General features: G+C 63.8%; 15 protein-coding genes. 6 read left to right on the top strand and 9 right to left on the bottom strand.

Annotated elements, in window-relative coordinates:
* The first annotated feature begins 83 nt into the window (after positions 1 to 83).
* The 5 genes from QRN52_RS17770 to QRN52_RS17750 all read left to right on the top strand — a co-directional run bounded on the left by QRN52_RS17770 (position 84) and on the right by QRN52_RS17750 (position 4,793).
* Positions 84 to 1,364 (top strand): ABC transporter substrate-binding protein, encoded by a 1,281-nt coding sequence (locus QRN52_RS17770; RefSeq protein ID WP_284754675.1) that lies wholly within the window; start codon positions 84 to 86, stop codon positions 1,362 to 1,364.
* A gap of 87 nt (positions 1,365 to 1,451) precedes the next feature.
* Positions 1,452 to 2,474, top strand: a complete 1,023-nt coding sequence (locus tag QRN52_RS17765; protein WP_284754673.1) for a carbohydrate ABC transporter permease — start codon at positions 1,452 to 1,454, stop codon at positions 2,472 to 2,474.
* On the top strand, positions 2,471 to 3,346 hold the full coding sequence (locus tag QRN52_RS17760) for a carbohydrate ABC transporter permease (protein ID WP_284754671.1): 876 nt from the start codon (positions 2,471 to 2,473) through the stop codon (positions 3,344 to 3,346). The genes QRN52_RS17765 and QRN52_RS17760 overlap by 4 nt, the downstream gene beginning before the upstream one ends.
* A 62-nt stretch (positions 3,347 to 3,408) precedes the next feature.
* Complete coding sequence (locus tag QRN52_RS17755; RefSeq protein ID WP_502869725.1) at positions 3,409 to 3,615, top strand: hypothetical protein; 207 nt, start codon at positions 3,409 to 3,411, stop codon at positions 3,613 to 3,615.
* 119 nt (positions 3,616 to 3,734) lie between these two features.
* Positions 3,735 to 4,793, top strand: coding sequence for a LacI family DNA-binding transcriptional regulator (locus QRN52_RS17750; RefSeq protein ID WP_284754667.1), 1,059 nt, complete (start codon positions 3,735 to 3,737; stop codon positions 4,791 to 4,793).
* Positions 4,794 to 4,826: 33 nt separating this feature from the next.
* Here QRN52_RS17750 and QRN52_RS17745 read toward each other — a convergent pair whose 3' ends face one another.
* The 6 genes from QRN52_RS17745 to QRN52_RS17720 all read right to left on the bottom strand — a co-directional run bounded on the left by QRN52_RS17745 (position 4,827) and on the right by QRN52_RS17720 (position 9,773).
* Positions 4,827 to 5,696: a DUF8083 family protein gene (locus QRN52_RS17745; RefSeq protein ID WP_284754665.1), complete on the bottom strand. Its 870-nt coding sequence runs from the start codon at positions 5,694 to 5,696 to the stop codon at positions 4,827 to 4,829.
* A 32-nt stretch (positions 5,697 to 5,728) separates the two neighbouring features.
* Entirely contained in the window at positions 5,729 to 6,535 is an 807-nt protein-coding gene (locus QRN52_RS17740) for an exodeoxyribonuclease III (RefSeq protein WP_234752737.1), read from the bottom strand.
* Between the two features lie 64 nt (positions 6,536 to 6,599).
* Positions 6,600 to 7,166 carry an HdeD family acid-resistance protein gene (locus QRN52_RS17735; protein ID WP_284754662.1) on the bottom strand — a complete coding sequence of 189 codons (567 nt, stop codon included), beginning with the start codon at positions 7,164 to 7,166 and terminating at the stop codon, positions 6,600 to 6,602.
* Between the two features lie 77 nt (positions 7,167 to 7,243).
* Positions 7,244 to 7,828 (bottom strand): dihydrofolate reductase family protein, encoded by a 585-nt coding sequence (locus QRN52_RS17730; RefSeq protein ID WP_284754660.1) that lies wholly within the window; start codon positions 7,826 to 7,828, stop codon positions 7,244 to 7,246.
* 98 nt (positions 7,829 to 7,926) lie between these two features.
* Positions 7,927 to 8,553, bottom strand: coding sequence for a response regulator (locus tag QRN52_RS17725; RefSeq protein ID WP_284754658.1), 627 nt, complete (start codon positions 8,551 to 8,553; stop codon positions 7,927 to 7,929).
* Positions 8,550 to 9,773 (bottom strand): histidine kinase, encoded by a 1,224-nt coding sequence (locus QRN52_RS17720; RefSeq protein WP_284754657.1) that lies wholly within the window; start codon positions 9,771 to 9,773, stop codon positions 8,550 to 8,552. Before QRN52_RS17720 ends, QRN52_RS17725 begins: the two co-directional genes overlap by 4 nt.
* Before the next feature lie 161 nt (positions 9,774 to 9,934).
* Here QRN52_RS17720 and QRN52_RS17715 point away from each other — a divergent pair, with 161 nt between their 5' ends.
* A complete protein-coding gene (locus QRN52_RS17715; protein WP_284754655.1) occupies positions 9,935 to 10,495 on the top strand; it encodes a GlcG/HbpS family heme-binding protein in 561 nt (186 codons plus the stop codon).
* 183 nt (positions 10,496 to 10,678) lie between these two features.
* Here QRN52_RS17715 and QRN52_RS17710 read toward each other — a convergent pair whose 3' ends face one another.
* The 3 genes from QRN52_RS17710 to QRN52_RS17700 are packed head-to-tail and all read right to left on the bottom strand — an operon-like array spanning position 10,679 to position 13,326.
* Positions 10,679 to 11,896, bottom strand: coding sequence for an acetyl-CoA acetyltransferase (locus QRN52_RS17710; protein ID WP_284754653.1), 1,218 nt, complete (start codon positions 11,894 to 11,896; stop codon positions 10,679 to 10,681).
* On the bottom strand, positions 11,893 to 12,582 hold the full coding sequence (locus QRN52_RS17705; RefSeq protein ID WP_284754651.1) for a CoA transferase subunit B: 690 nt from the start codon (positions 12,580 to 12,582) through the stop codon (positions 11,893 to 11,895). Before QRN52_RS17705 ends, QRN52_RS17710 begins: the two co-directional genes overlap by 4 nt.
* Before the next feature lie 30 nt (positions 12,583 to 12,612).
* A complete protein-coding gene (locus QRN52_RS17700) occupies positions 12,613 to 13,326 on the bottom strand; it encodes a CoA transferase subunit A (RefSeq protein ID WP_284754734.1) in 714 nt (237 codons plus the stop codon).
* Positions 13,327 to 13,463 lie beyond the last annotated feature (137 nt).

Genomic DNA, 13,463 nt, shown 5'->3' with positions numbered 1-13,463 from the left:
TACCCGGAAGCTTACTAATGTGAGGCTCACCACATCAACCGCACTGCGGAAATACCTGGTCCACTCACTGAGGAGTTCCCAGCATGAACACACGCAAGTACCTTTTGCCGGCAGCTGTCGCCGGCGTGCTAGCCATGTCCCTGTCCGCCTGTGGTGGCGGCGGTGGCGGCAGCACCGCCTCAAGCGGCGGAGATGCCGCAGCAAACCTCGACGGACGTGGTCCAATCACCTACGTCCAGGGCAAAGACAACAGCAACGTTGTCCGCCCGCTCGTCGATAAGTGGAATGCGGCGCACCCGGACCAGAAGGTCACCTTCAAGGAGCAGTCCGACCAGGCGGACCAGCAGCACGACGATTTGGTCCAGAACTTCCAGGCCAAGAACGTCAATTACGACGTCGTTGACGTGGACGTCATCTGGACCGCCGAGTTTGCGGCGAAGGGCTGGCTGCAGCCGCTCACCGACAAGATGAGCATCGACACGTCCAAGATGCTGCCTGCCACCGTCAAGACGGCAACGTACAACAACACGCTGTTCGCGGCACCCCAGACCTCGGACGGCGGCATCCTCTACTACCGCAAGGACCTGGTGCCCACCCCGCCCAAGACCTGGGACGAGATGATGAGCATGTGCTCCATCGCGAAGCAGCACGGCATCGACTGCTACGCAGGACAGTTCGCCAAGTATGAAGGCCTCACCGTGAACGCGGCTGAAGCCATCAACTCGGCCGGCGGCACGATCGTTGGAGACGACGGCAAATCGACGGTGACTTCTGCGGCCGCCAAGGCTGGCCTCAACAACCTGGTCACCGCCTACAAGAACGGAAACATCCCCACGCAGGGCGTCACCTACCAGGAGGAACAGGGCAGGCAGTCCTTCGAAGACGGCAAGCTCCTCTTCCTGCGCAACTGGCCCTACGTCTACAACCTCGCCAAGACGGACGGTTCGTCCAAGGTGAAGGACACCTTCGGCATGGCTCCGCTCCCCGGTAAGAGCGGCCCTGGCGCCTCATCCCTCGGTGGACACAACCTCGCCGTCAGCGTCTACTCGGCACACAAGGCAACGGCCAAGGACTTCCTGACCTTCATGACCAGCGAAGAGACTGAAAAGTTCTACGCCACGCAGGGCTCGCTGGCCCCGGTCCTGAGTTCCTTGTACGACGACCCCACCCTGGTCCAGCAGCTGCCGTACCTTCCGGTGCTGAAGACCTCAATTCAGAATGCCGTGCCGCGCCCGGTCACGCCGTTCTACCCAGCAGTCACCAAGGCCATTCAGGACAATGCCTACGCTGCCATCAAGGGTGACAAGTCCGTCGATCAGGCAATGACGGATATGGACACGGCCATCAACTCGGCCAGCCAATAGCGACACCTACAGTGAACCTCGGGCGGCTGGCGCTTCACGCGACCAGCCGCCCGAGGGGCACGCTATCAATTTCCGGAAGGAGGGGAAATGTCCACCCTTGCGCAGCCTAAGCGGGCGCCAGAGACACCAAGCCCCAAAACCAAAAAAGTTCAAAAAGAAGTAGGACAGGACCGGGCGGCCACGTCTCAAGGCCGGTGGGCGTTCTGGTTGATTTCCCCTGCTTTGGTATTGCTCGCCGTTGTCATCGTGTACCCGGTGGTCAACGCGATTATCATGGCGTTCCAGAAGGACCAGGGCCTGGATCCGGTGACCAAGGTCTTCGTCCAGGGCGGACCCGCCGGCTTCGATAACTTCGTCCACTGGTTGGCACAGCAGTGTGGCTCCGCAGCCTGTGCACCTGGCACTCTTGGCGCCCAATTCTGGAGCGCCGTGGGAACGACGTTCTTCTTTACGGCGGTCACCGTTGTCTTGGAGACGGTCCTCGGGTTCTGGATGGCCATCATCATGGCGCGGACGTTCCGCGGCCGCAGTGCCCTTCGTGCCGCTGTCCTGGTTCCGTGGGCCATTCCAACGGCCGTAACCGCGAAGCTGTGGTTCTTCATCTTCGCTTTCGACGGAATCGCCAACAAGCTCTTTGGCACGGCAATCCTGTGGACAGGCAGCGAATGGCCGGCCCGTTGGGCGATCATCATTTCAGACGTTTGGAAGACGACGCCGTTCATGGCCCTGCTGATTTTGGCTGGCCTGCAGATCATCCCGGCGGAAGTATACGAAGCCGCGAAGGTCGACGGTGCCTCGGCATGGCAGCGTTTCACCCAGATCACCTTGCCGCTGGTGAAGCCGGCGCTCATGGTGGCTGTCCTGTTCCGTGTCCTTGACGCACTGCGTATGTATGACCTCCCGGCCATCATGACCCAGGGCTCGAACGGCACAACAACGCTGTCCATCCTGGTGGTTGACCAGATCCGTCAGGGATTCAACTCAGCAGCGGCCCTGTCCACCATCACCTTCTTGATCATCTTCCTCGTCGCGTTCATTTTCGTTCGTTTCCTGGGAGCCAACGCAGTCGCCTCAGCCACACCCAAGACCACCAAGGGGCAGGACAAATGACCGCCGTGAGCATTGACTCCGCGCCTAAGACAGCTGCCCGACGGCGGGAACGCTGGGCGAGCGGGCGCACGTACATCAGCGCAGCGCTCATCTTCATCTGGTGCTTGATTCCCTTCTACTGGATGATCGTGACCGCGTTCCGCGACGTTGGATATACCTTTGATTCGACGCCTTTCTTCACCCACGTCACGTGGGACAACTTCAACACGGTCTTCTCTGAAAGCCTGGGCAACCACTTCGGCCGGAACCTCTTGAACTCGCTCTTCGTGGCAGGGGTAACCACCTTGGTTGCCCTGCTCTTCGGGGTGTTCGCGGCGTATGCCTTGTCCAGGCTCGAATTCCGCTTCAAGTTCCTGGTCCTCGGCTTTGTCCTCGGGGCATCGATGTTCCCGGGCGTGGCCTTGGTGACGCCGTTGTTCCAGCTGTTCACCAACATCGGCTGGTACGGCACCTATCAGGCGCTGATTATTCCAAACATCTCGTTTGTGCTCCCCCTGACGGTCTACACCTTGACGTCCTTCTTCCGGGAAATGCCGTGGGAGCTGGAGGAATCAGCCCGGATTGATGGCTGCACCCAGGGTCAGGCATTCCGCAAGGTGATCATGCCGCTCGCGGCGCCTGCCGTGTTCACCACAGCCATCCTGGCGTTCATCGCTTCGTGGAATGAGTTCCTCATCGCGAGCCAGCTGTCCAATGACCAGACCAAGACCGTTACGGTGGCTATCGCCTACTTCGCCGGTGCCCAGGCCCACCAGGAGCCGTACACCGCCGTCATGGCAGCCGGAACAGTTGTGACGATTCCGCTGGTGATCCTCGTGCTGATCTTCCAGCGCAAGATCGTGGCGGGCCTGACAGCCGGCGCCGTCAAATGACGCAAACTCCGGATTCGGCCGGGCCGTCCCTCGGCGGCCCAGCCAAGGAGCAGCACACGCGAGTGAAATCGGCGGAAGATTTCGACCTCGTGATAGGTTTTCTCGGCTTTTGGGCCTTGGTCCTGCTGGTGATCACGGTGGCTGCCGAGCTCACGGCCCAGCCCGCATTGGGCTGGGCACTGGGCCTGCTCGCAGTGTTGCTGGCCCTGTGGGGGATGCTTCGGCTTCGCCGGCGGCTCCCCGCGCGGACATCCAGGCGCATCACGTGAGTAGCGAGCGGAAATAAGTAGCGCGGAATCGGCGGAAGGCAACCAAGCGGAATACGCTGGTTATCTGCCGTCTGGGAAGGAACCCCCGGCTTCCGCACGGATTCTTTGAGGGGGCTTGAGTGGCAAAAACGAGTGAACGGTCCCAGCGTGGCGGCCACGCAGGAGCCAGCATTGAGGACGTCGCACAGGCCGCAGGCGTTTCCACCGCCACCGTTTCCCGCGCAGTGCGCGGCCTTCCCCGGGTGTCTCCTGCTACCCGGGAGAAGATCCTGCGGGTCGCGGGAGAACTCGGGTATGTGGCGTCGTCGTCCGCGTCGGGACTGGCCACGGGCCGCACCAAGACGATCGGTGTCCTGGCCCCTTACGTGGACCGCTGGTTCTTCTTCAAGGCGATCGAGGGTGTAGACCGCGAGCTCCACGCTCGCGGCTACAACCTCTCCTTGTTCAACCTTGGCGGGCAGCGCGGAGCGCGGGAACGGCTCTTCAGCAAGACGATGGTCTATAAGCAGATCGATGCTCTCCTGGTCCTCTGTATGTCCCTGACGTCCGAGGAAATCGCCGATCTCCAAAGGATCGAAATCCCCTTGGTGATTGTCGGCGGTCCAGTGGAGGACTGCCCGAGCATCGGCATCGACGATTACGCTGCCTCGGTGGAAGCCACCATGCATCTGTTGAATCTCGGCCACCGGGAGATCGCGCTGCTCCATGGCCAGGACGATTCCGACCTGAACTTCACCGTGCCGCGACTGCGCGTTGACGGCTTCACGGATGCCATGACGAGCGCGGGCTTCTCCATGCCTCCGGAATGGGACATTTTCGGAAACTTCACTGTGGGCAGCGGCCAGGAAGCCTTCGACGAGCTCTGGAGCAAGCCCGGGCCAAAACCGACGGCGATCTTCTGTGCTTCCGATGAAATGGCCATGGGAGCCATGTTGCAGGCGCGGCGCCGTGGCGTCCGTGTACCGGAAGAATTGTCCATCATCGGGATTGACAACCATGAATTCGCCGAGGCCATGGGCCTGACAACCGTGGCCCAGGACCCCGTTGAACAAGGCCAACTGGGCACGCGCATGCTGTTGGACGAATTGGCCGGGGCCGCGGGTTCCGTGCGGTCCATGAAAGCACCCCACCGGCTGATCGTGAGGGAAACCACCGCACCGCCCCGCCCCAGGGACTAACCCGCTCCGCGAGCCAAGACGCCGCGAACAGAGCTAGGAAGCCCGGGCCAACTGCCTGATGGGGATCCAGCGGGAAGCCAGCCTCCGATAAGCAGCGGCCGCTCCCGTCATGTCTCCCTCGGCCAGGCATTCGATGCCGAGCCTGACATCCATAGGCGACTCGTCCGGGTACACCTTGTCCGCAACGGCGCCATAATCCAGCTCGACCATTGACTGCACATGGAACAACTCAAGCCATTCGGTGAGCTGGGTGAGGTCGTCCAGCATGTCCAGGTCCGGTGCGGCGAGGGCGAGATTGGCTACGGCAAAGCGTGCCCGGTCCAAGGCATCCGTCAGCGAGGCCCAGACCCTGACCGTCAGGATGCGGCCGCCTGATTCCACGACATCCTTGCGGTCCGATTCCTGGAACAGCGAGAACCAGCTGAAGGGGATGCCCCACGTGGAAGCCCTCGTGTGCACGCGCTTCGCGTCGTGACTGGCGTTGATTCGGTCGATGCGTGCCTGATGGCGGTCTCGCTGGTCCACGGGGATAAGAAGGTCCGCGAGCGGTCCGTGGATACCTTCCATGAGGGCGTTGGCCGCCAATCCTGCCCGGATGACCAGCTGGCTGGGGCAGTAAAGCAGCCGTCCGGCGTCGGGGTCGTTCCGATCTCCGGAAGGAACCCGGGTGATGCGGACCAGATCGGTGCTGCCGGTGGGGAAAGGGTCCCCGCCCTTGCGGGTGACCCGTCCGAGGGAGGCGAGCAGCTCGGCATTTTCGACGGCGGCCCGCGAACCGCTGCGGGTACCGCTCGCCACGAGCTGCTGCCGCTGGTCCTCGGGGAACGCCTCGAGCGGTTCGTAGACGCGCAACGCTGAAGAGAAGGGCAGCCCTGCCTGGCTTCCATATAGCTTTCCGCTCATAGCGGGCCCGCCTCCTCCGTCATTGTTGCTGCTCAGTCCGTAAGCTCCACGATCACAGGAGCGTGGTCCGAGGCGCCCTTGCCCTTGCGCTCCTCGCGGTCGATCGACGCTCCCGTGACGCGCGCGGCCAGCGCGGGGGAGGCCATGACGAAGTCGATGCGCATGCCCTCTTTCTTGGGGAACCGCAGCTGCGTGTAGTCCCAGTAGGTGTAGACGCCGGGACCTGGAGTGTAAGCGCGGGCGACGTCGGTGAAACCGGCCGCTTCGAACGCCCGGAAGGCCTCGCGCTCGGGTTCGCTGACGTGGGTGAGTGCGTTCGCCCTGAAATAGTCGATGTCCCAGACATCCTCGTCCAGCGGCGCGATGTTCCAGTCGCCCATGAGCGCCACCTGGGTCTCTGGGTTCTCCGTGATCCAGCCGGCGGCATGGCCCTTCAGGGTGTCCAGCCACTTGAGCTTGTACGGCATGTGTTCGTCATCCAGGGAACGGCCGTTGGGAACGTACAGGCTCCACACCCGGACCCCGCCACACGTTGCGGCAATGGCACGGGCTTCCTGGACAGGATCCTTGCCGGCCTTTCCGAAGGCGGGCTGGTCAACAAAGGTGCGTTCGACGTCGTCGAGCCCTACACGCGAGGCGATCGCCACACCGTTCCATTGGCTCAGGCCGAAGTGCGCAACCTCGTAGCCCATGCGCTCGAAGAGCTCCCACGGAAAGTTGTCATCTTTGCACTTGGTTTCCTGCATGGCCAAGACGTCGCAGTCACTGCGCTGCAGCCAAGCCTCGACGCGGTCGGCACGTGCGCGGAGCGAATTCACATTCCAGGTAGCTATCTTCACAGCCACTAACTTACCGAACTTGGGACCTGGCGCATCCCCCTGGGGTGGATTGCTCCCGCAGGGGCTAATGGGCGAGCATCACCGAAGAGGAAGCGCGCCTGCGGAGTTTGATGCCGGAGGCGATCAACAGAACGCCACTGACCGCGGCATATGTCGCGAGAAGCGCCACCACGCCCAGGAATCCCGCGCCCTGATTGACGAGCACAAAAAGTCCAAACACGGTGGTGACCAACCCGGTCAACATCCAGATCCACCAAGCCCTGACTGTCGTCCTGATGTCCCTCGCAAGGATGATCTGCGAAATCCCGAGGATCAAGGCCCATGCTCCGATGAGGAAGCCAAGCGCCGCGGCGGTGATGCCCGGCCAAGAAACCGCCACGAGCCCGGTCGCGACGGAGATGAAGCCGCCAATCATGCTCCAGCGGGAGTGGCGCGCAGGGTCGTAGAAGTAGTGGGCCATGTCAGTGAGTCCGTCGGTGATGGCGTAGACGCCGAACACATAGACGAGGGCAAATACCGTGGCGACCGGCAGGGAGGCAACCAAGAAGGCCAAGAGAAGGGCCAAGGCTCCCCGGAAGATGAGCGCCGTTCCTGAATGCTGGAACAACTTGCGTCCTGCAGTGTCGGACATAGGGTCAGTTTAGACCCGGCGCGGTAGCTGGTGAAGTGGCCAGCGGTCTTCGTCTACTGCACGGAACCACCGCTCAGTTATCGGCGGGTGTAGTGGGCGATGATCACGCCCTTGGTGGTGGTGACGGAGTCGGTGAGCTCGAACTCGGTCAGCGGGGCTGGGCCTTCGAACAGCCGCGTCCCGGTACCCAGGGTCAGTGGGTGGATCAGCAGCGTGAAGTTGTCGATGAGCCCGGCGGCGTGCAGGGAGCGGACAAGCGACGCGCTGCCGATGATCGTCAGATCGTTGCCCGGCTCGGCCTTGAGCTTGGCCACCGTCTCGGCGGCCTCGCCTGAGAGCAGAACGGAGTTCTGCCAGGCATCGGCGTTCTCCAGCGTCCTTGACACAACGTACTTCGTGGCTGCGTTCATGTACGCGGTGAACGGGTTGACGTCGGCGCGGGTGCTCCAGGCGGTGATGAAGTCGGTCCAGGTCCGGTGTCCGAACAGCATGTCCGTGGGTTTCGCCATGCCCTTGCCCATCTCACGGCCCATGACCTCGTCGTTGTACTTGCCGCCCCACCCACCGTGGGTGAAGCCACCGCGGGTGTCCTCGTCCGGACGGCCCAGTCCCTGGATGACTCCGTCGAGGGTGATGGACAACGTGGCATTGATCTGGCGCATGACGTGCTCCCTTGCTTCTGCGGACCGCTCTCTGCGGCCCGGTCACCCCCTATACGAATGGCGACCGGCCAAATCGACACCAGCATCCGAATTTTTTCTTAGCGCATCCCCTCGCGGCGAATGGCCACCGCAATCGCGGCCGCCCGTGTCTCGACGCCGAGCTTGGCGTAGATGTGCGCCAAATGCGTTTTGACCGTGGCCTCGGAAATGAACAGGCGTTTGCCGAGCTCACGGTTGCTGAGGCCTTGAATGAGGAGGCTGAGCAGTTCGGCTTCCCGCGGGGTGAGGACCTCGTCCGGGTTGCGCAATTGCTGGAACAACTTGCTGGCCACAGGTGCGCTCATGACGCTCTTGCCTTGCGCCGCGCCCCGGACCGCAGCGAAGATCTCCTCCGGCGCGGCGTCCTTGAGCACGTAGCCCATGGCACCTGCGTCCACGGCCCTCACGATGTCGGCATCGGAATCATAGGTAGTGAACACCAGTACCGCTTGCTGCTTGCTCGCTTGACGCAGGCGCTTGATCGCCTCGATTCCGTCCATGCCCTGGCCCATGGCGAGGTCCATCATGACGACGTCGGCCGGGTGCTGTTGCGCTACAGCGAGGGCTTCCTCTCCGGATGCGGCTTCTGCGACGACGGTGATGTCCGGCTGGGTGCCGAGCAAGGCCTTGAGTCCGCTGCGGACCACCAAATGGTCATCGACGAGCAGGACCGAAATGGGGTTCATGGAGTGTCTTTCTTGATGGGCGCCTGGTTTGCCCTGCTGGGTTCCATAACGGGCAGCGGCAGTTGCGCGGCCACGACGGTTCCTTCCCCAGGCGAGCTCTCCACTGAAAATACTCCGCCGAGTTGTTCCACCCGTTGGCGCATGGCACGTAGACCGTAACCTCCCTTTTCCGAAGGCGGAGGTACAGCAGCGGGATCAAAGCCGCGGCCGTCGTCGAACACGTCAAGGGTGACAGCCCCGGGAAGGAATCCCAGCGTCAAACTGGCCTGTTCAGCGTGGGCGTGGAGTTTGATGTTGGCCGCCGCGCTTTGGGTCACGCGCACCAGGGCATGGCGGACCTCGTCGGGCACCGGGCGGGGATCGCCGGTGACGTGGAGGATCACGGAGCCGAGGTATTGGCGGGCGGCCTGTTCGAGGGCCTGGGGCAGCGGTCCGTTCTCCAGCCCGGGAGCGGAAAGTTCGTGGACCAGGCTGCGGGTGTCGGCCAGGTTCTGCCGTAGGAGGGTCCCGGCCCTCTGCACTTCCGCTTTCGCTCCGTCTTCAGGCCACGACCGTTGCGCGGCTTCGAGCAGGAGCAGGCTGCTGGCGAGGCCTTGCGTGACGGTGTCATGGATTTCCCGCGAAACACGCTCGCGCTCCGCGGTGATCCCGGCTGCGCGTTCGCTGGCGGCCAGGCGTTCCTGTGCTTGGGAGACGTCGGCATGGAGTCGGCGTTGCAGCGCGGCGTCCTGCTCGATTCGGTCGTAGATCAACGTGAGCAGAACCGCAGCGGCTATGGGCCCGAGCAGCATGGCTACGTCGGTGTCGCCGCTGAGGCGGAACAGCCCGATGGCCGTGGCAATTGCCGTCAAACCCGCGGCCAGATAGGCGATCCAACCGCTGAAGGCCGCGCGGGACAGGAAAAACAAAGCCAAGGAGCACCACGCAAAACTCGGTGCGGCGATGACCAGCACAGCCCAGGCGAGCACGAGCGCCACCATCCACAACAGCCACGGCTGGCGCCGCTTGGCCAGCACCGCCACCACTGCATAGAGAATGCAGACCGCGGCCGCCAGGGCCACTGTCCAGAGATTGTCGGCCGGGCTGTGCCGCAGGACGTAGCGCACGCCGGATGCCACCATGAGCACGGCGAAGCTGAGGTGAACCACTGCATCAATCGGGCCCAGGGTGGGGCGGAAGGCAGCGGCGCGGGAGGCCGTCCCGTTCGGAGATTCCGGCATTCTTCCCATGCTAGGCGCGTTCCGGTCGCCGGTCTCTCCGCCTTTTGGCTGATACCGGGAGCGGAAAGGATGAGGCCAGGCGCGACGAGCGCCGGATGTGCGGAGGAAGCCCTGCCGGAAGCATGGAAATGTACCCGTTGCCGACCTCCCGGAGGACCACCATGAAGAAGTCCAACAAGATCTTCGCCGTCGCTGCCGCAGGAGCTTTGCTCCTGACCGGCGGGGCAACCGCCGTCGCGAATGCCGTGACGCCCGCCGCCGCCAAAACCGCGACGGCCGCCGTCGACATCAATCCCTCGGCGGAAAACGTTGTCTCCCAGAACCGCATCACCGTCGGTGCATCCAGCCAGGCAGTCAACGCTGCTTTGGCGAAGTGCCAGGCCGACAAGCTTCCGTTCGTCACGGTTGCCCTCGTGGACCGCTTCGGAACAGTCCAAGCCGTACTCCGCGGCGACAACGCGGCCGAACACACCATCGAGGCCGCCAAGCAGAAGGCCTACACCGCAGCCGCCTTCGGTGCCCCGACGAGCGAACTGGCCAAGAGGATCAATGGCAACGGACCGTCGATCGCCGACCTCCCGGGCACTCTTTTCCTCCCGGGTGGCGTGCCGCTCAAGGTGAACGGCGTCTCGGTGGCGGGAATCGGCGTCGGCGGCGCACCGGACGGCGCCCTTGACGAAGCGTGTGCAGCAGCCGGTGCGGCGGTGCTTGCGGCGCAGTAGGGCTTTCGAGGGGGCGGCCCCTTCCCCGCCGGGTGCCCAATTAATCCCCACCGCCACCCTCGCCTCGCAAGCTCGGCCAGGGAACCCTGGCGGTGTGGGCCCACGCAGTTGTTGTCGTTATGCGGGCTGATAACGACAACAACTGCGAGTCAGTTGGGTTGGCCGCCCTGTGAAATACCGAGGCTAGACTGCTTCTAGGACACTCACGTAGTTCGCGATGCCAACGCCGCCCATGTTCTGTACGGCGCCGCGGCGGGCGTTGGGCAGTTGCATGGCGCCGGCGGTTCCGGTGAGCTGCATGGCCGCGATGACGTGCTGCGATACGCCGGTGGCGCCCACGGGGTGGCCCTTGGCCTTCAGGCCGCCGGAGACGTTGATGGGCAGCTTGCCGTCCTTGTAGACCCAGCCCTCCTGCACTGCCCTGGAGCCTTCGCCGCGCGGCGTGAGTCCCATGGCCTCGTACATGATCAGTTCGGCGATCGTGAAGCAATCGTGCACTTCGGCGAAGTCCAGTCCGTCGATCCCGATGCCCGCCATCCCCAGCGCGCGCTCCCAGGAGACCCGCGTAGCGGCGAACTCCGTGGGGTCGCGGCGCTCTGGCGGGAAGAAGTCGTTCGCGTGCCCGAAGCCCGCCAACCGTACGGGTTCGGTAGCAGCGCCCGACGCCGTGCCGAGGGATAGCACGACGGCGGCGGCGCCGTCGGACACGGGGGAGCAGTCGGTGCGGCGCAGCGGTTCGGCGACCATGGGGTTTTTCTCGGAAACCGTCCGGCAGAACTCCTCGCCGAAGTCCCGATGCATCTGCGCGTAGGGGTTGTCCATGCCGTTGCGGTGGTTCTTGGCGGCGATGGAACCAAGGATGTCGCCCAAGCCGCCGGCAAAACCAGAGCCTTCGATGCCCGCGGCATACCGCTTGTCGTAGTGCTTGGCCACCTCGGCGAACAGTCCCGTGAAGCCAGTGGTGGATGCCTTGCCTGCCATTTCGTAGGACGCGCCGAGGAGGGCTGCGCCAACGACGTCCGCCCCCGCATCCGTCATCTTCTCGGCCCCGATCACCAGGACGTTGCGGGCAGTGCCGGCCAGCACGGCCTTCACGCCCTGCTGGAACGCTGCGGAACCGGAAGCGCAGGCGTTTTCGGTCCTGGTTGCGGGCACGTTGGAAAGATCTTCGGACAGCTGGAGGGCAAGCGAGGACGTGAAGCCCAGGGGCTGCATGCCGGAGTTGAACTGGCCGAGGTATATCTCGTCGATGTCCCGGGGCTCAAGGCCTGAGTTCTGGATGGCCTCCGCGGACACCTGGACGATCAGGGACTCGAGCGTCTCGTCCGTGAGCTTGCCGAACTTGCTGTGTCCCCAGCCGGTGAGCAGGACATCTTTGCCGAACTGGTCTTTCAGGCTCATGCTGTGGCTCCTTCGAGAGCGGGTTCCTCCAAGGAGACCGTGAATGCGGCCTCCGTCTTGCTACGGATCTCCTCCACGGTGATCCCGGGCGCGAGGCGGCTCAGCGTGAGCTGCCGCCCGCCGTCTGTTTCTGGTACGTTCCGCACGAGATCAAATACCGCGAGGTCGCTGACAATCCGGTCCACAACCCCCAACCCGGTCAACGGCAGGGTGCATTCCCGGACGATCTTGGCGCTCCCGTCCTTGGCGTTGTGCTCGGTGAGGACCACGACGCGCGGGGTCCCGGCGACCAGGTCCATGGCGCCGCCCATGCCCTTGACCATCTTTCCCGGAATGGTCCAGTTGGCGAGGTCGCCGTTGCCGGAAACCTGCATGGCGCCGAGGATGGCAACCTTGACGTGTCCGCCCCGGATCATCCCGAAAGACGTCGCGGAGTCGAAGATGCTGCCGCCGGGCAGGACCGTCACGGTCTGCTTGCCGGCGTTGATGAGGTCGGCGTCTTCCTCGCCTTCATAGGGGAAGGGCCCCATGCCGAGCAGTCCGTTCTCGCTTTGCAGGACAACCCGCACACCTTCAGGCAGGTTGTTGGCAACAAGGGTGGGAATGCCGATGCCGAGATTGACGTAATCACCGTCGTTGAGTTCCTGGGCCGCAATGGCGGCCATCTCGTCGCGGGTCCATGCCATGGTGGTACTCCTTCGCTGGGTTGTTTGCGGTCAGGCCAGGGCGTCAGCGCGCTGGCGGACGGTGCGCTGCTCGATGTCCTTCGCCCGGCCGCTCGCCTGGACCAGCCGTTGGACGTAGACGCCGGGCGTCACGATGTTGTTGGGGTCCAGCTCGCCGGGCTCCACGATCACTTCGGCCTCGGCGATGGTCACGATTCCCGCTGTCGCCACGACCGGGTTGAAGTTCCGGGCCGTGTAGCGGTAGATCAGGTTGCCGTCCGTGTCCGCGGTGTGGGCGTGGACCAGCGCGACGTCGGCGACGATCCCGCGCTCTCGGACGTACGTGACGCCGTCGAACTCTTCGAGCGGCTTGCCTTCGGCAACCAGGGTTCCGACGCCGGTCCGCGTGTAGAAGGCGGGGATTCCGGCGCCTCCCGCGCGGAGTCGCTCCGCGAGGGTGCCCTGGGGAGCGAACTCGACCTCAAGCTGGCCGGAGAGATACTGCTCGGCGAAAAGCTTGTTCTCGCCCACGTACGAGGCGATGACCTTGCGGACCTGGCCGGCTTCGATGAGGACGCCGAGTCCCTTGCCGTCAATGCCCATGTTGTTGGAGACCACAGTCAGGTCCTTGACCCCCGAATCGCGGACGGCATCGATGAGGTCCGCAGGGATGCCGCTGAGCCCGAAGCCGCCGACGGCGATCGTCTGGCCGTCGCGCAGGACGTCCTGCAGTGCAACGGCTGCGCTGGGATGGATTTTGGCCATGGCGTTGTCCTCGTCTTTGAGTAGGGTCACTCGGCAGTTATCCACTTTGTGGACACTGTGCTGAGCTAGTCGTCTGGGCTGGTCGTTTGGCAAGGAGCATATGGTGGCCTGGGCGAAGGGTCAACGGCGTCCTATGG

This window comes from Arthrobacter sp. efr-133-R2A-120, from assembly GCF_030209835.1.
Classification (GTDB): domain Bacteria; phylum Actinomycetota; class Actinomycetes; order Actinomycetales; family Micrococcaceae; genus Arthrobacter.
This window is presented reverse-complemented; position numbering and strand designations above follow the sequence as displayed.